Source organism: Xanthomonas sp. NCPPB 1062, from assembly GCF_041481705.2.
GTDB classification, from domain to species: Bacteria; Pseudomonadota; Gammaproteobacteria; order Xanthomonadales; family Xanthomonadaceae; genus Xanthomonas; species Xanthomonas euvesicatoria.
The window spans coordinates 4536285-4557506 of the sequence record NZ_CM192987.1 but is presented as its reverse complement, the minus strand read 5'-3'; the positions used below and the strand labels follow the sequence as shown (position 1 = coordinate 4557506).

Here is a 21222-nt window from a genome sequence, read left to right as displayed (position 1 = left end):
CGCATGCACGCCACCATCCATACCGCGACCTCGCCGCGCACGCTCCCGTTGCGTCACTGCCCGCTGGCCGTTGCGCTGGCAGCCGCCCTGATGACCATGCCGGTCAGCGGCCTGGCCCAGGTGGCGGCCAACCAGCTGCCGACCGGCGGCAGCATCGCCGGCGGCACCGGCACCATCAATGCCGTCAACGGCAGCAGCCGGACCGTCGACCAGACCTCCTCGCGCATGGCGCTGACCTGGTCGGCGTTCGACATCGGCTCGTCGGCGACGATGATCTTCAACCAGCCCAGCGCCAGTTCGGTGGTGCTCAACCTGGTGCAGAGCGGCAACCCGACGCAGATCTACGGCAACATCAACGCCAACGGGCAGGTGTTCCTGCTCAACAGCAACGGCGTATTGATCGGCAACACCGCCAACATCAATGTCGGCGGCCTGGTGGTCAGTACGCTGGGCACCACCGTGTCCAAGTTCATGAGCGGCGACTACAGCCTGGATGCCGGCGGCACGACCGTGGCGCAGGTCATCAACAGCGGCACCATCAACGCCGCTGCCGGGTCGGCCGTGCTGATCGGTGGCCGGGCGTCCAACAGCGGCACCATCACCGCCACCGCCGGCAACATCACGCTCGCCGGTGCCGACGCAGCCACGCTGACGTTCGAAAGCGGCGGCTTCGGCGTGCTGATCGACAAGCCGCTGCAGCTGAGTCTGGCGACCGAGGCGGTGGACAATTCCGGCACCCTGAGCGCGCCAGGCGGCGCGATCCAGCTGCAGGCGCGCGCGGCGCAAGGCATCTTCGATCGACTCATCAACAACAGCGGCACCATTCGTGCGGCGTCGCTGTCCAATGGCCCCGACGGCAGCGTGTCGCTCATCGCCTCCGGCGGTGGCAGCTTCGACGTCGCCGGCGGCGGCAGCATCGATGCCGGCACCGGGGCGATCACCCTGAGCACCGGTCGCGGCGTGCAACAGACCGGCATCTACACCGCCGGCAGCCTGGGTGGCTTTATCGGTGGCAGTGCCACCTTCAGCGGCGCCAACAAGATCAGCGGCCTCGGCAACCTGGATGTAGGCGGCAACCTCAGCCTGACCAACACGGTCGCGTTGTCCCAATCCGGTGCGCTGGCGGTGACGGGCACCAGCCAATTCCTGCAGTCCGGCAGTGCGCTTTCGCTGACCAACGGCGGCAACACCTTCGGTGGCCTGTTCAGCGCCAGCGGCAACGGCATTGCCGTGAACGCGGCAGGCAATCTCTCGATCGGCACGTTGAACCTCGACAGCAACAGTGCGCTGTCGTTGAGTGCCACCGGCGCATTGACCTTGCCGACAACGGCGATCAACACCGGCAGCGCCAACCTCACCCTGTCCAGCGGCGGCAGCCTCAGCACGCGCGCCACGCTGACCGGGACGAACGTGGACCTCACCGGTCGCGGCGGCATCGCGCTGGCGCATGACGTCACGGCAAGCGGCACGCTGAAGTTGACCGCCACCAACAACGCGATCACCCAGACCGCCGGCAGCGTGGCCACCACCGGCACCAGCACCATCAATGCAGGAACCGGTGCCATCACGCTGGACGGCGCAGGCAACGACTTCCAGGGCGTGGTGGCGCTGACCGGCGGCAACACGCGCATCAGCGACAGCGGCGCGCTGACACTGGGTGCGGTGAACGTCAACGATCTCACCGCCATCAGCAACGGCGCGTTGACCCTGGGCAGCGGCCGGGTGGGCGGTGCCTTGCTCGCCACCAGCAACAACGGCGCGATCACCCAGTCGGCCGGTAACTTCCTGACCATCGTCGGCACCAGCAACCTCACTGCCGGCACCGGTGCGATCACCCTGAACAACAGCGGCAACGCCTTTGGCGATCTGGTCAGCGCCACCGGTCGCGGCATCTCGTTGAACGCTGCCGGCAATCTGGCCATCGGCACCCTGAATCTTGGCAACAACAGCGCGCTGTCGCTGCGTGCCAGCGGTGCATTGACCTTGCCGGCAACGGCGATCAACACCGGCAGCGCCAACCTCACCCTTTCCAGTGGCGGCAGCCTCACCACGCGCGCCGCGTTGGCCGGCACGAACGTGGACCTCACCGGCACTGCCGGCATGACTCTGGGGCATGACGTCACCGCAAGCGGCACGCTGGCACTGACCACCACCAACAGCGCGATCACCCAGACCGCCGGCAGCGTGACCGCCACCGGCACCAGCACCGTCAATGCCGGAACCGGCGCCATCGAACTGGATGAAGCGACCAACGATTTCCAGGGCGTGGTGACGCTGACCGGCGGCGACACGCGCATCGCCGACACTGGCGCGCTGACGCTGGGTGCGCTGAATACCGGCAGCCTCACCGCCACCGGCAATGGTGCGTTGAACCTGGGCAGCGGCAGCGTCCGCGGCACCCTGGATGCAACCAGTGGCAATGGCGCCATCAGCCAGAGCGCCGGACTGATCGTCGATGGCAGCGCCACCCTCAACGCCGGCAACGGCGCCATCGCGCTGACCGACGGCAGCAACGATTTCCGCAGCAGCGTCAGCCTCACCGGCACCGGCATCAGCGTGGTCGATCGCGACGATCTAAGCGTCGCCTCGATCAGCAACGGCACCAATGGCGCCATCGCCCTGACAGCCGGCGGCGCGCTCACGCTGCCCACGCAGAATCTTTCCACCGGCACCGGCGCGCTCAGCCTGATCGCCAATGGCGGTGCCTTGAGTACGCTTGGCACCTTGAGCGGTGGCAACGTCAGCCTGAGCGCGCGCGATGGCGTGGCGCTCAATCACACCGTCACCGCCGGCGGCATCCTGGGCCTGACTGCCACCAACGCCGCAATCACTCAGAACGCGGGCGTGCTCGACGTTGGCGGGCTGGCCACCGTCAATGCCGGCAACGGCGCCGTTTCGCTCACAGGCGATAACGACTTCAAGAACGGCATTGCATTGACCGGCCGCAATATCGCAGTGGCCGATGCGAACGATCTCAGCGTGGTCTCGCTCAACAACGGGGGCGCCGGCGCCATCGCACTCACCGCACGCAACTCGCTCACGCTGCCTGCCAGCGGATTGACCAGCACCGACAACCTGACGCTGCGCGCAGACAGCGGCACCCTCACATTGGGCGGCAATCTGGTCGGCAATGCGGTGTCACTGTTCAGCGCCAACGCACTGACGCTGGCGACCAGCATCGACAGCAGCACCTTGTCGGTGTCCACCAACAACGGCGCGATCAACCAGACCGCAGGCGCCTTGCGCATCGGTTCGACCTCCAGCTTCAACGCCGGCACCGGCGCGCTGGCACTGGGCAGCGCGGGCAATCACTTCGTCGGCGCAGTGAGCCTGACCGGCAACGGCGTGTCGATCAGCGACAGCGGCGCGCTGACGCTGGGCACGCTCAACACCGGCAACCTCACTGCCACCAGCAACGGCGGATTGAACCTGGGCAGCGGCCGCGTTGCCGGCGCCCTGGCTGCGAGCAGCGGCAATGGCGCCATCGGCCAGGCCGGCGGACTGATCGTCGATGCCGCCACCACCCTCAACGCCGGCAGCGGCGCCATCGCGCTGACCGACGGCAGCAACGATTTCCGCAGCGGCGTCAGCCTCACCGGTACCGGCATCAGCGTGGTCGATCGTGACGATCTGCGCATCTCCTCGATCAGCAACGGCACCAATGGCGCCATCGCCCTGACAGCCGGCGGCGCGCTCACGCTGCCCACGCAAAACCTCAGCACCGGCACCGGCGCGCTCAGCCTGATCGCCAATGGCGGCGTAGTGAGCACGAACGGCAGCTTGAATGGCGGCAACGTGAGCCTGAGCGGCCGCGATGGCATCGTGCTCAATCACAACGTCACCGCCAGTGGCAGCCTGGGCCTGACTGCCACCACCAACGCGATCTTCCAGAATGCAGGGGTGCTCGACGTCGGCGGCCTTGCCACCGTCGATGCCGGCAACGGCGCCATTTCGCTCGCACGCGATAACGACTTCAGGAACGGCCTTGCACTGACCGGCCGCAATATCGCGGTGGTCGATGGGAACGATCTCAGCGTGGTCTCGCTCAACAACGGTGGAGCCGGCACCATCGCGCTCACCGCACGCAACTCGCTCACGCTGCCCGGCAGCGGATTGACCAGCAGCGATGACCTGACGCTGCGCGCAGAAAACGGCACGCTGACATTGGGCGGCGATCTCGCCGGCAATGCGGTCTCGCTGTTCAGCGCCAACGCACTGACGTTGGCGACCAGCATCGACAGCAGCACCTTGGTGGTGTCCACCAGCAACAGCGCGATCAACCAGACCGCAGGCGCCTTGCGCATCGGTTCGACCTCCAGCTTCAACACCGGCTCCGGCGCGATCGCGTTGGGCAGTGCCGGCAATCACTTCGGCGGTGCAGTGAGCCTGACCGGCAACGAGGTGTCGATCCGCGACAGCAGCACGTTGACGCTGGGCACGCTGAACACCGCCAACCTCACCGCCACCAGCAACGGCGCATTGAACCTGGGAAGCGGCCGCGTTGCCGGCACCCTTGCTGCGAGCAGCGGCAATGGCGCCATCGGCCAGGCCGGCGGACTGATCGTCGATGCCGCCACCACCCTCAATGCCGGCAGCGGCGCCATCGCGCTGATCGACGGCAGCAACGACTTCCAGGGCAGCATGAGCCTGACCGGCGCCGGCATCGCGGTGCGCGACAGCAACGATCTCACGCTCTCTTCGCTGACCAGCAACAACGGCGGCACGATCGCGCTGACCGCCGGCGGCAACCTGATCCTGCCAGGCACGACGTTGAACAACGGCAGCGGAGACATCAACCTGATCGCCAACAGCCTGAGCCTGTCTGCCGCACTGCTTGGCGATGAAGTGAGCCTGCGCGCCAACAGCGGCTTGGCCTTGGGCCAGAACATCAACATCACCGCGCGCACGTTGTCGCTTGCCAGCAGCAATGCCGCCATCACGCAAAGCGGCGGCGCACTGCTGGTCAGCGGCGCCACCACGGTCGATGCGGGCACCGGTGCGATCTCGTTGCTGCAAGCCGGCAATCACTTCAACAGCGTCAGCCTGACCGGCAACGGTATTGGCGTGACCGACAGCGACAACCTCAGTCTTGCCGCATTGACCAGCACCGGCAACGGCAGTGTTGCAGTGACCGCCGGCGGTACCTTGAGCCTGCCGTCGCAGGCTATCGCGGTCGGCAACAGCAACCTGACCCTGGCATCGAACGGCGGCGCACTGAGCACGGCCGCAGCCCTGGGTGGCAACAACGTGACGCTGTTCGGACGCGACGGCCTGACCCTGGGCCACACCGTCACCGCCAACACGCTCGCCCTGCGCAGCACCAACGCCGCCATCGTGCAGAACGCCGGCGCACTCGACGTGGTGGGCACCAGCACCGTCGATGCCGGTAGCGCCAGCATCGCGCTCAACAACGGCAGCAACCGCTTTGGCGCCGGCATCAGTCTCACCGGCACCGGCATCACGGTGGCCGATAGCGGCGACCTCACCATCAATGCCTTGAACGCCGGTGCCAACGGCACCATCGCGTTGACCGCCGGCGGCGCACTGAACCTCTCCGCGCAGAACCTGGACACCGGCACCGCCGATCTTGCCCTGATCGCCAATGGCGGCAGCATGAGCACCGGCGGCGACTTGCGCGGCCGCAACGTCACCCTGTCCGCGCGCGACGGTCTCACCATCGGCCACACCATCACCACCACAGACGCGCTGTCGCTGAGCAGCAACAACACCGCGATCACGCAGACCGCCGCGGCACTCAACGTTGGCACCACCACCACCGTCAATGCAGGCAGTGGCAACGTCACGCTCAATACCGCGGGCAACACCTTCAACGGCGTGGTCAATCTCACGGCAGGCGATGTGCAGATCGCCGGCAACGCGCTCAGTTTCGGCACGCTGTCCACCAATGCACTCACCGCCAACAGCAGTGGCGCATTGAATCTAGGTAACGGCGTGGTGCGTGGCGCGTTGAACGGCACCAGCGGCAATGCAGCGATCACCCAGAGCGGCGGTTTGTCGGTCGGCGGTGCATCCAGCTTGAATGCCGGCAGCGGCGACATCGCCTTGACCGATGCCAACAACGACTTCGTCGGCGCGGTTGCGCTCACCGGCAATGCCATCGCCGTGCAGGATCGCAACGACCTCAGCATCGCTGCGGTGCGCAGCGGTGCCAACGCGGCGATCTCGCTGGTCGCCGGCGGTGACTTGAACCTGCCGGCCAGCCAGATCGACACCGGCACCGGCGCGCTGACGCTGACAGCCAACGGCGGTACCTTGCGCTCTGCGGGCGCCTTGCGCGGTGGCACGGTGCAACTGACCGGCGCCAATGGCATCGCGCTGAGCAACACGCTCACGGCAGGCAACGCGCTGCGCTTGAACAGCACCAATGCCGCCATCACCCAGACCGGTGGCGCGTTGCTCGTCGCAGGCGACACCACGGTCGATGCCGGCAGCGGCGCCATCACCCTGGAGGCGGCGGGTAACGACTTCCAGGGCCTGCTCACCCTGAGCGGCGGGGCCAGCAGCGTGCGCGATGCCAATGCCTTGACCCTGGGCACGCTCAACACCGGCGACCTGCAGGTCCGTAACAGCGGCGCGCTGAATCTGGGCGTTGGCCTGGTCGATGGCGATCTGGATGCGGCCAGCAATGGCGGCGCCGTCACCCAGAGCGGCGCGTTGACCGTCACTGGCATTACCCGCATCAACAGCAGTGGCGCTGCCATTGCATTGACCGATGCCGACAACGATTTCCAGGCGGCGGTGAGCCTGAGCGGCGGCGCGGCCAGCGTGCGCGATCGCAATGCGCTGGTCTTGGGCAATCTGGAGGTCGATGCACTGGATGTCGCCAGCGGCGCCGGCCTGGATCTGGGCCAGGGGCGCGTCGGCGGTGCGCTGGTGGCACGCAGCGGGAGTGCAGCAACGGCCCAGGCCAACAGGATCGTTGCCCAGGCGATTGCCGTGCCTGCGGCCACCGCTGCCGGCATTACCCAGCAAGGTGCGCTGACCGTGGCGGGCAGCAGCGTGCTCGATGCCGGCACCGGTGCGATCGTGCTGGATGCGGCCGGTAACGATTTCCAGGGCACGGTGCAGGCGCGCGGCAGCAGCATTGCCATCGTCGATCGCAACGACCTGGCGGCGACTGCGCAAGCCAGCGATGCCCTGCGTCTGCAGGCCGGTGGCCAGCTCACCACCGCTGGCGCGCTCAGTGCCAACGCCATCGCCCTGCGCGGCGGCACCGGCGTGGTACTCGGTCACGACGTTGAAGGCGCCAGCGTGGCCTTGAGCAGCGGCGGGGCGATCACCCAGAACGCCGGCAACCTGCGCGCCGGTCAGCTCGGCGGCAATGCCGCCGGGGCGGTCACGCTCACCGGCAGCGGCAACGCCATCGACGCGCTCGGCAACTTCAGCGCGCAAGGCCTGGATCTGGTCAGCAATCGCTCGCTGCTGGTCAGCGGCCGCGTCGACGGCGGCCCCTCGCTGCGCCTGCGCAGCGGCGGCGAGCTGCACCTGAGCGGCCAGCTGAGCGGCGCCACCAGCTGGTTGCAGGCCGCTGCCGGCATCCGCCAGCGCGCCGGCAGTTCGATCACCGCCGGCCTGCTCAGCGGTAGCGCAGGCGGCGCGGTGGTGCTGGGCGATGCGGCCGGCTTCGTCGACAACCGTGTCGTACGCCTGGGCGACTTCGTCGCCAGCAATGGGTTCAGCTTCACCAATGGCGGCGATCTGCTGCTGGTGCTGGCTAATGGCAGCAGCTACAGCGTGGATGCCGGCAACAGCGCGATGTTCCTGTCGGTCCGCGGCAATCTGTTCCAGGACGGCCGTGCGCCGCTGCGCAACGGCACCGGCACCTTCGCCGCCACCGGCCAGATCGGTACGCAGCAGAACCCGATCTATGTGATCGGCACCGGCACCCAGACCGTGGCGGCGATCGGCGCGCCGCCGGCCTATTTCAACGCCACGACGGTCGACGGCAGCCTGCTCGATCTGGCCGGCGGCTCCGGCTTCAATGTGCCGGCCTCGGCGTTTGCCGGCCGTGCGCAGAGTTCGGCCAGCCGCACCGTGGCCTTCGTGGACCTGTCGGCCAGCGGTACCCCGTACCGCGCCTTCGGCCTGGTCCGCCCCGGCCTGCGGTTGCCCGACGACCAGCAGCCGGCCTGCGATGTCGGCGACCCGGATGCCGTCTGCAATCCCGAGTGACCTGCCTGCCGCCGCTCACCGCGGCGGCTTCCCCGATGGAGGCCGTGCCATGCAAGACGACAGTTCCCTGGAGACCCTGCTGGCGCCGCTCGGCGACGATGCCCCGGCCGGACCGGATCTGGAATACGACCCGGAGTTCCTGCGCCTGGAGCGTGAATCGGCGGTCCGCGCCGAGCGCTCGCTGGGCGAGAGCGTCATCGCCGCCGAAGAACCGGACTGGGACAAGGTGCAGGCGCTGGCGCTGGAACTGAGCCGGCGCAGCCGCGACCTGCGCGTGGCCGGCAAGCTCGGCGCCGCCTGGCTGCGCCTGCGCGGCCTGCCGGGCTGGGCCGATGCGCTGGCGTTGATCCACGGCCTGCTCGAGCGTCATTGGGACAGCGTGCATCCGCAGCTGGATGCCGACGACGACAACGACCCCACCTCGCGCATCAATGCGCTGGTCGGCCTCAGCGACCCGATGGGCCTGCTCGGTGCGCTGCGCACCACCGCGTTCGTGCAGTCGCCGCGGCTGGGCCGCTTCAGCCTGCGCGATCTGCGCGTGGCCAACGGCAGCATCAAGCTGCCCGACGGCCAGAGCGGCCCCAGCCTGGCCGAAATCGAAGCCTGCTGCCAGGACTGCGCGCCGGAAACGCTGGCCACCTCCGCCCAGGCCATTGCCGAGGCGCTGCGGCAGGCGCGCGCGATCGATGCGCTGCTGAGCGAGCGCGTCGGCACCGCTGCGCCGGACCTGCGGCCGCTGCTGACCGACCTGCGCGATCTGGAGCGCTTCGTACTGCCGCATTGGCAAGCGCGGCAGGGCGTCCTTGCGGTCACTGAAGACGGTGAGCAGGCTGCCGGCGAGGGCCACGCCGCCGCCACGGCAACCAGTGCCACCCGCCGCAACGACGAGATCGCCGGCCCCGAGGATGTGAAGCGGCGGCTGGAAGAGATCTGCGCCTATTACGCCCGGCACGAACCATCCAGCCCGGTGCCGATGCTGCTGCGCCGCGCCCAACGCCTGGTCGGCTGCGATTTCCTGGCGCTGATGAAGGAGCTGGCCCCGGCCGGCATCGACGAACTGCAACGCGTCACCGGCCCGCTGGAAGAAACCTGAGCCGCATTGCCAGGCAAGAAACCCGAGCACCTGGTGTCCCGCCGGGCAGGGAACGCCGAGCAGCGGTTGCGCTGGACAGGCAGGGCACCTGAGCGGTGCGCCCAGCAATCGTGAACACGGTTGAGTAGCGCCCAATCGTGTGAAAGAGCGCTGGGCACGGCTGCATGCCGGCAGCCCATCGTCAGCGCTACCGCAAGCGCACCACGCGGGTGTGCGGCGCGCTGTGCGCAAGGGGACATCTCCAGGCACGGCGGCAATTCGGCCAAGGCAACGAAGCGCAGATCAAAACGCAACGCCACCGGGCGTTTCAATGCCCGACGCATGCCCCACGAATCCCGCATCCCAACCCCCAATCACCAGCTATAGAGCTGCCAATACACCTTGTTGACCTTGTCCTTTTCCGCGTCGGTATGCCCGTCATGGTCGCGGTCGTACAGGAAGTAGGGCGCCCCGCGCGCCGGCGTCACCCGCACCATCTCCAACTGACCGTTGACGCGGTATTCGTCGACCTTGTCGCCGTTGCCCATGGTCTTGCTGGTGACATCGGCGCCAGCCGGGATATCGCCACCGGCGCGGTCGCCGCCGCCGGTGGCACAGCCGCCGAGCAGCAGTAACGGCAGCAGCAAAAGACGTGCTTTGTTCATTGTCGTTATCCGTGTTGATCGCCAGCCAGTATGCGCTGGCGCGGTGTGCCCTGGGCGTGCAGCGTAGAATCGGGCCATGAGCAGATTAGTCCTGATCGACGGGTCCAGTTACCTGTATCGCGCGTTCCACGCACTTCCGCCGCTGACCAATGCCCAGGGCGAGCCCACCGGTGCGTTGTTCGGCGTGGTCAACATGTTGCGCGCCACCTTGAAGGAGCGCCCGGCCTACATCGCCTTCGTGGTGGATGCGCCCGGTAAAACGTTCCGTGATGACTTGTATGCCGACTACAAGGCCAACCGACCGTCGATGCCCGACGACCTGCGCGCGCAGGTGCAGCCGATGTGCGACATCGTGCATGCGCTGGGCATCGACATCCTGCGCATCGACGGCGTGGAAGCGGACGATGTGATCGGCACGCTGGCGCTGCAGGGCGCCGCCGATGGGTTGAGCGTTACCATCTCCACCGGCGACAAGGACTTCGCCCAGCTGGTGCGTCCGGGCATCGAACTGGTCAACACCATGAGCGGCAGCCGCATGGATTCGGACGCGGCGGTGATCGCCAAGTTCGGTGTGCGGCCCGATCAGATCGTCGACCTGCTGGCGTTGATGGGCGACACCGTCGACAACGTGCCCGGCGTGGAAAAGTGCGGCCCCAAGACCGCCGCCAAATGGCTGGCCGAATACGACTCGCTCGATGGCGTCATCGCCAACGCCGACAAGATCAAGGGCAAGATCGGCGACAACCTGCGCGCCGCATTGCCACGCCTGCCGCTCAACCGTGAGCTGGTCACCATCAAGACCGATGTCACCCTGGCCAGCGGCCCGCGCGCGCTGGACCTGCGCGAGCCCAACGCCGAGGCGCTGGCGGTGCTGTACGCCCGCTACGGCTTCACCCAGGCGCTGCGCGAACTCGGTGGTGCGGCCGCGCAGGCGGGCCTGCTGGCCGAGCCGGTGGCGCTGGGCGCTGCTGCTGCCACTGCGCGCACCGAGCCGGGCCGCGCGCGCGGCACCGGCTTCGTCTCCGGCCCCGTCCACGCCGCGGTGGATCTCGATCCGTCGCTGTCGGCGCCCGGCCAGTACGAGACCATCCTGACCAAGGAGCAGCTCGACAGCTGGATCGCGCGGCTGCGTGCCGCCGGGCAGTTCGCCTTCGATACCGAAACCGACAGCCTGGACCCGCTGCAGGCCGATTTGATCGGCCTGAGCGTGGCGGCCGAGCCCGGCCAGGCGGCGTACCTGCCGTTCGGCCATCACTTCCCCGGTGCGCCGGTTCAACTCGACCGCACCCAGGCGTTGGCGCAACTGGCGCCACTGCTCACCGACCCGGCCGTGCGCAAGCTCGGCCAGCACGGCAAGTACGACCTGCACGTGATGCGCCGGCATGGCGTGGCGCTGGCCGGCTATGCCGACGACACCCTGCTGGAGAGCTTCGTGCTCAATTCCGGCAGTGCCCGCCACGACATGGACAGCCTGGCCAAGCGCTATCTCGGCTACGACACCGTCAAGTACGAAGACGTCTGCGGCAAGGGCGCCAAGCAGATCCCGTTCGCCCAGATCAGCCTGGAAGACGCCACCCGCTACGCCGCCGAGGACGCCGACATCACCTTGCGCCTGCATCGCGTGCTCGGCCCCCGGCTGGCCAGCGAACCGGACCTGGAGCGCGTCTACCGCGACATCGAAATGCCGCTGGTGGACGTGCTGGCCCGCATCGAAGCCAACGGTGTGTGCGTGGATGCGGCCGAACTGCGCCGCCAGAGTGCGGACCTGTCCAAGCGCATGCTCGCTGCCCAGCAGAAAGCCACCGAGCTGGCCGGGCGCAGCTTCAACCTGGATTCGCCCAAGCAGCTGCAGGCCTTGCTGTTCGACGAACTCAAGCTCCCCGCCGTGGTCAAGACGCCCAAGGGCCAGCCCTCGACCAACGAAGAAGCACTGGAAGCCATCGCCGACCAGCACGAGCTGCCGCGGGTCATCCTGGAATACCGTGGCCTGGCCAAGCTGCGCAGCACCTACACCGACAAGCTGCCGGAGATGATCCACCCGCAGTCCGGGCGCGTGCACACCAGCTACCACCAGGCCGGCGCCGCCACCGGGCGGCTGTCCTCGTCCGATCCGAACCTGCAGAACATCCCGATCCGCACCGAAGACGGTCGTCGCATCCGCCGCGCGTTCGTCGCCCCGGCCGGACGCAAGCTGATCGCCTGCGACTATTCGCAGATCGAGCTGCGCATCATGGCGCACCTGTCCGGCGACCCCGGACTGGTGGGCGCGTTCGAATCCGGCGCCGACGTCCACCGCGCCACCGCCGCCGAAGTGTTCGGCCGCACCATCGACACCGTCAGCGGCGATGAGCGCCGCGCCGCCAAGGCCATCAACTTCGGCCTGATGTACGGCATGAGCGCCTTCGGCCTGGCCCGTCAGCTCGGTATCGGCCGCGGCGAGGCGCAGGACTACATCGCGCTGTACTTCAGCCGTTACCCGGGCGTGCGCGACTTCATGGAAACCACCCGCCAGCAGGCGCGCGACAAGGGCTACGTGGAAACGGTGTTCGGGCGCCGGCTGTATCTGGACTTCATCAATGCCGGCAGCCAGGGCCAGCGTGCCGGTGCCGAGCGCGCCGCCATCAACGCGCCGATGCAGGGCACCGCCGCAGATATCATCAAGCGCGCCATGGTCAACGTGGACGGCTGGATCGCCGACCACGCGCAACGCGCGAAGATGATCTTGCAGGTGCACGACGAACTGGTGTTCGAAGCCGATATTAATTTCGTCGATACGCTACTGAGCGAGGTCACCACGCGCATGGCGGGCGCAGCCGAATTACGCGTGCCGTTGGTGGTGGATTCGGGCGTTGGCGATAACTGGGACCAAGCGCATTGATGCGGTGAATGGCTGCGATATGCTGAATACGCAGATCAGCAATAATCCGTTCCAAACATAATGTGAATTCAGCTGAGTTAATGGAATGAATACCCCCTAAATTCTACATTTTTTTAACAGTTATCTTCACGATCCATCAATGTAGAAAATGTTGTTATATCCCTCGACGGGCGCAACGCCTGTCGGTAGATCTCTCCCATCCCCTGGAGCAGATCTCGGAGCGGAAACTCCTCCCCAAGTTTCCGTTCCCTGGCCCCGCCGACCTCCCCCTGGTCTGCGGGGCTTTTTATTTGTGTCCTTCCACTATGCGCAAGCGCTGCAGCGTTAACAGCGATGCTGCAGGTGCCTCCGGTATGCGCAGGCGCGTGGCGTGTAGCGACGTCAGACCAAGACCTCGCGCAGGCAACGCATTCGCTTGGCGCCACGCTCAAATGTATGCCGCGTTGCAGCGTAAATGCCCGCTCAATCGTTCGGGTGCGGCGATGCAGAGGGCATGCTGCGACGGCGGTACGAGGCCATGCTGCTCATTCAGTTTATAGGCCGGCCGCGCGCGTATTCATCTATCGATTTACGGTTGTCGCGTTTGCGCGTGTTTGCCATGCACGCTACCGCTACCGGCGCTGGTGGGCGAGTTTCATTCTGCCAAGGACCAGGGCGCCGTCGCAGTCATGCGATCCGCGCCTGTGCGGCCTCTGTCTCCAGGCAGCGTGGCGCACCGGTGATGCACAGTGGATCGAGCCGTCAGCAGGCAACGCGCTTGCTCGCGACCCGCTGTAACGTGCCCGCCAATGCCACCGCCTGCGTGGACGTCCGCCAACACGCCACGCCTTACGGCGGCGTTTCGATCAACCCAGCCAGTCGCGTGGAATCAGGTAATCGGCCAGCCGCGCTTCGGCGCTGCCCGGCTCCGGCGTGAAGCCGTACTCCCAACGCACCCGCGGCGGCAAACTCATCAGGATGCTCTCGGCGCGCCCACCGCTCTGCAATCCAAAGAGGGTGCCGCGGTCGTAGACCAGATTGAATTCCACGTAGCGCCCACGACGGTACAGCTGAAACTCGCGTTCGCGCTCGCCGTAGGGTGTGTCCTTGCGCCGCTGCACGATTGGTATGTACGCATCCAGAAAGCCATCGCCCACTGCGCGCTGGTAGGCGAAGTCGCGCTCGAAATCCTGACCCAGATCGTCGAAGAACAGCCCGCCCACGCCACGCGTTTCATTGCGGTGGCGCAGGAAAAAGTATTCGTCGCACCAACGCTTGTGCGTGGCATAGCGCTCTTGGCCGAACGGCTCGCACAGCGCCTGTGCAACGCGGTGCCAGTGCTGCACATCCTCATCGAAGGGATAGAACGGAGTCAGGTCGAAGCCACCGCCAAACCAGGCGGCCACCGTCTCGCCATCGCGCTCGGCGCGGAAGTAGCGCACGTTCATGTGCGTGGTCGGGATATACGGGTTGTGCGGATGAAACACCAACGAGACGCCGCATGCACGCCAGGTCGCACCGGCAAGCTCGGGCCGGTGCGCACTGGCCGACGGCGGCAGGCGCGTACCGGACACATCCGAAAAACCGATGCCGGCCTGCTCGAACACCGCGCCGTCGCGCAGGATGCGGGTACGGCCACCGCCGCCTTCCTCGCGCTTCCAAAGGTCCTCGGCGAAGCGTGCCTTACCGTCGGCAGCTTCCACAGCGGCGCAGATGCGGTCCTGCAGGTCGGTCAGATAATCGCGTACACGGTCGAATTCGTTCATGTCCCAATTCTAAGCCGTGCGCTCCGCGCGGTGCATCCCGCGCAAGCGCGCCCGTTTGTCGCAGTGCGATGCGGGATGACGGCGCAGTGATCACCGCTGGGCAATGACCAGTCGAGATGGTCGTACGCCAGCGCAACCGAGGGGCGAGACTCGCTTGTTCTACAGCGCCGTTTCCGTATCAGGAGCTACTTCATAAACTGCCGACCAACGTGTGGTGCAGTGTCCTTGCCGCAAGGATGGGTTCACGGCGTGTGCCGCGAGCGATGCGGGCGCCGTGCATTCGAGCTGGGATTGAAGATAGCCAGGCAACCGCACACGCAAGCTCTCAGTTTTCGATGCGCAACTGGCGAGCGAGGCGTATTTCGTTGCAAGGCAGCTGAACTGCTGCAGGCTGCAACGTCCTTACCGGCTATCAGGTCGCTCAGCTTGCGAAAACTCCGCGCGGACAGCGGGCGTGCATAGCCGCCATGCCAATGCTGCGTGGACGCAGCCGATCGCCAGCGCACCCAGGCCGGTGAGGACCAGTGCCATTTGCTGGGTGGCCTGCAAACGTGCCTGCATCTGCGGCCACTCCGGGCTTTGCAGCACATCGGCGGGCAGCAGCGTCTGCACGCCGTCGAACAAGGGCCCGATCAACGCCAGTCCGCCGAAATTGAGCAGCCCGGTCACCAGCAACACCGCCACGAAGCCACGCCTTGCCCACTCGCGCCGCTGCAGCAGCGCCCAACTCAACCAGCAGAACGCAGCCGAGAGCACCACGCCGGCGACCGATAACGACAGCGCGTGATCGATCAGCCATTGCCAGGAGGGGGGCAGGGTGATGCCTTGGGGCAGCCCTAGCGATGCCGCACCTGGCGCCAGTGCGATCATTGCGATCTGCATCAGATTGGCCAGCACGCTGACCGCCCCCAGCAACAGGGAAACCCCAGCCAGCGGAGTGACGAAGCCACCGCGCTGGCGCGCCGATGCTGGCCGGACGGCGCTCATCGTAGTGATGCGATGTGGGCAGCCACCATCGCCTGCCCGGGCGGATCCAGCGCAGGTTGCAGGCGCGCGTACCACTCGGGCACTGCGTCGGCTGGCAGGCATTGGCGCAACAGCGGCGTGCTGCGCTCAAGAAATGCTTCGAGAAACGGCAGCCCGCGCACGTACAGGAAATGGCTGTCGGTAATGGACATGCCAGCATATGCCTCGCGCAGCCATTCCAGGTGCGGCAGCGCGTGCGCCCCGTGGCCGGCGCGGGTGAGCGCGGTGAGGAAGCTGGTACGCGCGGTCGCCGGCGAGGTGGACCGCTCCTGTGCATTGAGATCGTCGAAGGTCAGCAACCACTGCTCGCCCTGGGCGATCTCGTTGCACATCACCGAGGTGGTTGCCAGCTGCAGTGCGTTGTGTGCCGTGGGCTCCAGCGCATACAGCGCCAGCCAGTACGGGTAGGCCTCGCGATAGCGGTCCAGCGCGCTCAACGACAGCGCGCACAGGCGCTGCGCATCGGCACCAAGGTGGCGCTGCGTCTGCGCAGCGTTGTAGGCAGCCACATGGTCGCCGCGCTGAAACGCGCTCAGCGCCGGTTGCAGTGCGGGATCGATCTCGGCCACCGCCTCCGACACGTCTGCGGCAGCGACAGGCGCAGCCGTCGGTGCCGTGCGCGGCGTGTTTGCCGCAGTGCTCTTGCGTCCAAACAAACGGTCCCACAGGCCCATCGCGTCTCCCTTCCCTGCGCCCGTGGTGAGTGGAAGCGCCGTCATGCCGGCGGCGCACCGGTCATGCGGCGGACCGGTGCAGCAGCACGCGTGCAGCGATGGCGCGTTACCGGTCCAGCGCCAAGCTTAGAGCCACTGGCGTAGCAACAGGTGAGCGGGAAGCAACCCAGACGCCGGTGTTGGTTTGCCCGCGCACGTGCCGCGTCGTTGATCCTGATCGCAGCGTCGTCGCTGCAGTTGGCCGGATCGGCTACGTTCTGCGCGGTTGGTCAGGGCGCATCGTGACTGCGAGATGGCCTGACCCCGGCATCTGCGTGCAGGACGCGCGGCGCCCGCCCCGTGCCGCTGGCGGCCGACCCGTGGGCAAGGCGCACGCCCTGTCTCGACGCGCCACAGGACGCTTCGCCCTCACCTCGAAGTACCTGGCATGCTCTAAGGCTTCACCTGCTCATTGAACAGCTCGAGGATGCGCTTGTACTCGTCCAGCCACGAATCGGCGCGCGTAAAGCCGTGGCGCTCCAGCGGGTACGGCGCCACCTGCCAGTTGTCCTTGTGCAGCTCGATCAACTTCTGCGTCATGTCCACCGAATCCTTGAAGAACACGTTGTCGTCGATCATGCCGTGGGCGATCAGCAGGTGGTCGCGCAAGCCCTCGGCGTAATTGATCGGCGAGGAGATCTTGTAGGCCTCCGGATCGAGCTCGGGCGTGTTGAGGATGTTGGAGGTGTACTCGTGGTTGTACTGCATCCAGTCGCCGACCGGGCGCAGCGCCGCCCCGGCCTTGAACGTGCCAGGGCTGCGGAACAGCGCCATGTAGGTCATGAAGCCGCCGTACGAGCCGCCGTAGATGCCGGCGCGTGTGCGATCACCCTGCTTGGTGGCGACCAGCCAGTCCAGGCCATCCAGATAATCTTCCAGCTCGGGGTGGCCCATGTTGCGATAGATCGCCGTGCGCCAATCGCGGCCGTAGCCTTCGGAGGCGCGATAGTCCAGGTCCAGCACGATGTAGCCCTGCTGCACCAGCAGGTTGTGGAACATCTGCTCGCGGAAATACGGGGTGTAGCGTTCGGAGACGTTCTGCAGATACCCGGCGCCGTGCACGAACATCACGATCGGATACTGCTTGCCCGGCTCGGGCGTCTTGGGGCCGTAATACTTGCCCCAGACCGTGCCGGCACCGTGTTTGGACGGGATTTGCACGTACTGCGGCGCAATCCACGGCTGCGCCTTGAAGGCTGCCGTGCGGGTGTCGGTGAGCACGGTGGCCTGACCGCCTGTGGCCGGTACCACGGCCAGTTGGGTCGGCAGATAGCTGCCGGAGTAACGCACCAGCAACTGCTGCCCGTTGGGCGAGAGGCTGAAACCTTCCACACCGTTCAACGCCGTGATCTCGGTGAGCTGATCGTTGCGCAGATCGAGCTTGCAGACTTCGTAATCGCCCGGCCATTTCTGGTTGCACAGGAAGAACATGCCGCCGCCGTCGGCGCTGGGCACCGGCATCGACACTTCCCACTTGCCGCGCGTGCGTTGGCGCGGTTTGCCGTTGCCTTCCACGGTGTACAGCTGCGAATAGCCGGATTCTTCCGACAGCAGCCACAGCGTACGGTTGTCGGGCAGCCAGCCGAAATCGTTGAAGTCCCAGTTGATCCACGCGCTATCGCTCAAACGGTGACGCGGCTGCAGCCTGGCGTTGTCCAGGTCCACGCTGGCGATCCAGCGGTCCTTGTTGTCCACCGCGCGAATTTCTACCGCCACGTTGCGGCCGTCATCGCTCCAGTGCACGGCCGGCCCGCTGCCGTCGCCATCGCTTTCCACGCGCACCGCGCGGTTGCCCTTCAGGGGGTCGCGCTTGGCGGCCTTGCGCAAGGCCGCCAGCGGGTCGGTGGCGATGCCGGGGAGTGGGTCGAACGACAGCGATCTGGCCGTGCCCGCGCCAACATCCACCAGCCACAGCGCATGCGCTGCCGGGGCGTTGCGGCCGACACGGGTGCGCACTTCCTGGAATTCTTCGTAACCGGATTCGGTCACGTATCTGGGCATCTTGCCGGCCTGACCTTCGTCGGCGTTCTTGGCCTGTGTGACCACCAACAGATGGCGGCCGTCCGGCGACAACGCGCTGTCGACGATCTCCACCTCATCGCCCAGATACACCGGCGCCGCCGCACGCGTGGCATCGGCGCGGCGCCAGGCGTCTTCCTGCGTGCGCAGCGCGTCGCGTTGCTCCTTGTCGCGGCGCAAGGTGGCCAGCGTCGCCAGTTGCTGCTCGCGCAGCACATCGGCCTTGGGAGCGGCGTTGGGGTCGCGCTCGGCCTTGACCACCGCCACCTGCGCAGTGCCGCCGTCGGCGCGCCAGTGGTACCAATTGTTGCCCGCGCGCCAGATCGCACCGCCGTCGCTGGCGAACTGCGGACGCGATTCGGTCTCGTTGCTGCGGGTCAGCTGGGTCAGCGCACCTGTGCGCAGATCGCGCAGGAAGATGTCGCCGTTACGTGCGAACAGCATGCGCTGGCGGGTGGCATCGTAACTGGGGTTTGCCGCGTCCAGGCCGGCGCGCGCGGTATCGGCCACACGCTCGGCGGTGCCGCCGCCGGTGCCCTGGCGATAGGTGTCGCGCACCGGGCTGCCATCGCGCTTGAGCAGGTATTGCACCTGTTTGCCGTCCCATTGCCACCAGGCCTGGTCCACCGCCGGCCCGATCCAGTCCGGGTCGGCCATCGCCTGTTCGATGGTGAGCGGGGCGGCAGACTGCGCATGCGCAGTGGTGGCCAGCAGCAGAAGGGTCAACGGCAACAATCTAGGCATCGGACACGGCTGGACGCAAAGGAGAGCGCGCAAGCCTAGCAGTTCGCCTTCGCAGCAGGCTTGGGCCACAGGTCATGCGTGCGTGGCTGCATGCAGCGCCCGGTAGCACCTGTAAGCGCGCAATGAGCGGGCGCGACCATGGGCCTGCGCTGCGCAAGCATGCACTCGCAGATGAGAGCGGTGCGCGGCATCGGCGCTGCACGACACGACAGCGCAAATGAATCCTTCAACGCCACGGCACTGGACTGGTAACGCCACGCGCTCAACTGGCACATGCGCCGACGAACGCAACGAAAATCTCGTATGGAAGCGCACCTGCGCAGAGGCGCCGCACGACTGCCCTGCACACCTGCAGCCCGTCGGCGTATCGCACTGCCCAGCGCAACCACGCACTGGTGAAGACTTGCCGCGTGCAGCGACGATGATGTGCCATGCCGCACAAGGCGCGCGTCTCACACCAACTGGCCTGGCCACCCGCATGCCACACCCTGGCGGCGATCCACTTCGCGCGTCGCAGAGGAAAACCCCTGACTTGCCAGCGGCGCAGGTGGCGGCCAAGCTAGCGCGCTTTTGCGACCGTCGGTTTCCATGTCCAGCCTGCCTGCCCCCGCTATTTCCCATCCGATGGCTGTTGGTGCGCCCGACCGGCCGCTGGCCTGGCGCGCGGGGCAGTCGGTCGATCTGGCGACCTTCATCGCGCACGTGCACGGCCTGGCGCAACAGCTGCCCGCGGGCCGCCATGCGGTGAATCTGTGCGAGGACCGCTATCGTTTCATGGTGGCGTTCTATGCATGTGCGCTGCGCGGGCAGGTCTCGCTGCTGCCGTCCTCGCGAGCGCCGGCAGTCGTGGGCGAAGTGCAGGCGCGTTACGTCGATACGTATTGTCTGGGCGACCTGACGCTGGAGCTGGCGCCGCCGCGGTACTGGCAGCTGCCGGCCGAGTTGCCGCAGGCCCAGGGCCCGATTCCGCAGCTGGCCGACGATGCGCTGGTGGCGATCGGTTTCACCTCCGGCAGCACGGGCAGCCCGCAACCCAATCCCAAGACATGGGGCAGTTTTTTGACCAGCACGCGCCAGGATCTGGTTGCGCTGCAAAGTCTGTGGACGCACACCGATGCCGTCCCGCACGTGGTCGCCACCGTGCCGCCGCAGCACATGTACGGCATGGAGTTGTCGGTGCTGCTGCCGATGGTGACCACGCTGGCGGTGCACGCCGGGCGCCCGTTCTTTCCGGACGACGTGGCACGTGCACTGGCCGATATTCCCGCGCCGCGTGTCTTGGTGACCACACCGGTGCATCTGCGTGCGTTGGTCGAATCCGGCGTGGCGCTGCCGCCGCTGGCCGGCATCGTGTCGGCCACCGCGCCGCTGGCGCCGGAGATCGCCGCTGCCGCCGAAGCGCGTTTTGGCGGTGAGGTGCGCGAGATGTTCGGCTCCACCGAAACCTGCGTGTTCGCCGTGCGCCGTACGGCGCTGGAAGCGGCGTGGACGCCTCTGCCCGGCGTGCGCCTGGAAACGCAGGCCTCTGGCACGCTGGTGCATGCGCCGCATCTGGCCACGCCGGTGCTGTTGGCCGACATGATGGACGTGGCCGACGACGGCCGCTTCCAGGTGCGCGGCCGCCAGGCCGACCTGCTGGAAATCGCCGGAAAGCGCGCATCGCTGGCCGATCTGACACGGCGCTTGCTCGCCATTCCCGGCGTCATCGACGGGACCATCGTGCAGCTCGCGCCCGACCCCGGCCAGGCGGTCGGCCGCATCGCCGCGCTGGTGGTCGCCCCCACCCTGGACGAAGCCCAGGTGCTGGCCGCGCTCCGCGTCAGCGTGGACCCGGTCTTCCTGCCGCGCCGCCTGCGCAAGGTCGCCGCCCTGCCACGCAACGAAACCGGCAAGCTGCCGCGCGATGTGGTGCTGGGATTGCTCAACGGCTGAGCGTGACCTGCCGCGTGTGCGCAACGGCAGGCGTCATGGACGCGGCAGTCAGCGTGGCGATGAATGGCCGCAGACACAGCGCGAAGAACGCGCGGGCAGGCGTGGTCGACGCAGGCCACAGAGCGTTGCCGCCTTGCTGGTCGTCATCTGCGCGGTGGTGTTGTCGGCGTTCATCGGCACCTGTGTGGCGCCTTCGATGCGGGGTCAGGGATGCGCGGCACGAATGCCCGCATCA

Annotated in this window: 9 protein-coding genes and 1 pseudogene; 5 read left to right on the top strand and 5 right to left on the bottom strand. The window is 67.1% G+C overall.

Features of this window, described 5'->3' with window-relative positions; all coding sequences use genetic code 11:
- Positions 1 to 3: 3 nt before the first annotated feature.
- The 3 genes and pseudogenes from ACCQ16_RS19575 to tssA all read left to right on the top strand — a co-directional run.
- Positions 4 to 3438: pseudogene (locus tag ACCQ16_RS19575) on the top strand (beta strand repeat-containing protein); the annotation flags it as partial.
- Positions 3424 to 8193, top strand: a complete 4770-nt coding sequence (locus ACCQ16_RS19570) for a beta strand repeat-containing protein (protein WP_506175366.1) — start codon at positions 3424 to 3426, stop codon at positions 8191 to 8193. The pseudogene ACCQ16_RS19575 and the gene ACCQ16_RS19570, both read left to right, overlap by 15 nt.
- 49 nt (positions 8194 to 8242) lie before the next feature.
- Positions 8243 to 9286, top strand: a complete 1044-nt coding sequence (tssA, locus tag ACCQ16_RS19565) for a type VI secretion system protein TssA (RefSeq protein ID WP_127167698.1) — start codon at positions 8243 to 8245, stop codon at positions 9284 to 9286.
- A gap of 353 nt (positions 9287 to 9639) precedes the next feature.
- On the opposite strand, the gene ACCQ16_RS19560 is transcribed toward tssA, so the two are convergent.
- Entirely contained in the window at positions 9640 to 9930 is a 291-nt protein-coding gene (locus ACCQ16_RS19560) for a DUF2782 domain-containing protein (protein ID WP_008571145.1), read from the bottom strand.
- Between the two features lie 76 nt (positions 9931 to 10006).
- Here ACCQ16_RS19560 and polA point away from each other — a divergent pair, with 76 nt between their 5' ends.
- Positions 10007 to 12808: a DNA polymerase I gene (gene polA / locus ACCQ16_RS19555; protein ID WP_277573264.1), complete on the top strand. Its 2802-nt coding sequence runs from the start codon at positions 10007 to 10009 to the stop codon at positions 12806 to 12808.
- An 845-nt stretch (positions 12809 to 13653) separates the two neighbouring features.
- Here the strand turns inward: polA and hemF are convergent.
- From hemF to ACCQ16_RS19535, 4 genes are all read right to left on the bottom strand, one after another.
- Positions 13654 to 14553 (bottom strand): oxygen-dependent coproporphyrinogen oxidase, encoded by a 900-nt coding sequence (hemF, locus tag ACCQ16_RS19550; protein WP_127167700.1) that lies wholly within the window; start codon positions 14551 to 14553, stop codon positions 13654 to 13656.
- Between the two features lie 402 nt (positions 14554 to 14955).
- Complete coding sequence (locus ACCQ16_RS19545) at positions 14956 to 15540, bottom strand: hypothetical protein (RefSeq protein ID WP_109290462.1); 585 nt, start codon at positions 15538 to 15540, stop codon at positions 14956 to 14958.
- On the bottom strand, positions 15537 to 16253 hold the full coding sequence (locus ACCQ16_RS19540; protein ID WP_122272169.1) for a hypothetical protein: 717 nt from the start codon (positions 16251 to 16253) through the stop codon (positions 15537 to 15539). Before ACCQ16_RS19540 ends, ACCQ16_RS19545 begins: the two co-directional genes overlap by 4 nt.
- Before the next feature lie 432 nt (positions 16254 to 16685).
- Entirely contained in the window at positions 16686 to 19046 is a 2361-nt protein-coding gene (locus ACCQ16_RS19535; RefSeq protein WP_122272170.1) for a S9 family peptidase, read from the bottom strand.
- Between the two features lie 597 nt (positions 19047 to 19643).
- Here ACCQ16_RS19535 and ACCQ16_RS19530 point away from each other — a divergent pair.
- Entirely contained in the window at positions 19644 to 20987 is a 1344-nt protein-coding gene (locus ACCQ16_RS19530; RefSeq protein WP_031424779.1) for an AMP-binding protein, read from the top strand.
- The last annotated feature ends 235 nt before the right edge of the window (positions 20988 to 21222 follow it).

What these genes read in the sequence shown, in the direction of transcription:
- tssA (WP_127167698.1), top strand. Translation starts at nt 8,243, where the DNA reads ATGCAAGACGACAGTTCCCTGGAGACCCTGCTGGCGCCGCTCGGCGAC.
- ACCQ16_RS19560 (WP_008571145.1), bottom strand. Translation starts at nt 9,930, where the DNA reads ATGAACAAAGCACGTCTTTTGCTGCTGCCGTTACTGCTGCTCGGCGGC.
- polA (WP_277573264.1), top strand. Translation starts at nt 10,007, where the DNA reads ATGAGCAGATTAGTCCTGATCGACGGGTCCAGTTACCTGTATCGCGCG.
- hemF (WP_127167700.1), bottom strand. Translation starts at nt 14,553, where the DNA reads ATGAACGAATTCGACCGTGTACGCGATTATCTGACCGACCTGCAGGAC.
- ACCQ16_RS19545 (WP_109290462.1), bottom strand. Translation starts at nt 15,540, where the DNA reads ATGAGCGCCGTCCGGCCAGCATCGGCGCGCCAGCGCGGTGGCTTCGTC.
- ACCQ16_RS19540 (WP_122272169.1), bottom strand. Translation starts at nt 16,253, where the DNA reads ATGGGCCTGTGGGACCGTTTGTTTGGACGCAAGAGCACTGCGGCAAAC.
- ACCQ16_RS19530 (WP_031424779.1), top strand. Translation starts at nt 19,644, where the DNA reads ATGTCCAGCCTGCCTGCCCCCGCTATTTCCCATCCGATGGCTGTTGGT.